Genomic DNA, 865 nt, shown 5'->3' on the forward strand with positions numbered 1-865 from the left:
TGGTTCCGAGAGCGAAAGTACATCGTTATCAACAAGCACATCAGGATCTGAAAGCACATCAGCATCATTAAGTGGTTCCGAAAGTGAAAGTACATCATTATCGACGAGTACATCAGAATCTACAAGTGAAAGCACGTCGTTATCGACAAGCACATCAGGATCTGAAAGCATATCAACATCATTGAGTAGCTCAGAGAGTGAAAGTACATCGTTATCAACGAGTACATCAGAATCTGAAAGCACATCAACATCATTGAGTGGTTCAGAGAGCGAAAGTACATCGTTATCGGCGAGTACATCAGGATCTGAAAGCACATCAACGTCATTGAGTAGCTCAGAGAGAGAAAGCATGTCATTATCAACAAGCACATCAAGTTCTGAAAGCACATCAACATCATTAAGTGGTTCCGAAAGTGAATCAACATCATTGAGTAGCTCCGAGAGCGAAAGCACATCAGGTTCTGAAAGTGAATCAACATCACTAAGTGGCTCAGAGAGAGAAAGCACGTCGTTATCGACAAGCACATCAGAATCCGAAAGCGAATCAATATCATTAAGTGGTTCCGAAAGTGAAAGTACATCGTTATCAACGAGTACATCAGAATCTACAAGTGAAAGTGAATCAACATCATTAAGTGGTTCAGAAAGTGAAAGTACATCATTATCAACAAGCACATCAGAATCCGAAAGCACATCGTTATCAACGAGTACATCAGGATCTGAAAGCATATCAACATCATTGAGTAGCTCCGAGAGTGAAAGTACATCGTTATCGACAAGCACATCAGAATCCGAAAGCACATCAACATCACTAAGTGGTTCAGAAAGCGAAAGTACATCATTATCGACAAGCACATCAGGTTCG

General features: G+C 40.8%; 1 protein-coding gene. It reads right to left on the reverse strand.

Annotated features, from left to right (window positions below):
* Positions 1–865 (reverse strand): hypothetical protein (locus tag CD111_RS12455; protein ID WP_158245686.1); only part of this gene is annotated, 865 nt, incomplete at both ends.

Origin of the sequence: Mammaliicoccus stepanovicii, from assembly GCF_002902525.1 — a bacterium.
GTDB lineage: Bacteria > Bacillota > Bacilli > Staphylococcales > Staphylococcaceae > Mammaliicoccus > Mammaliicoccus stepanovicii.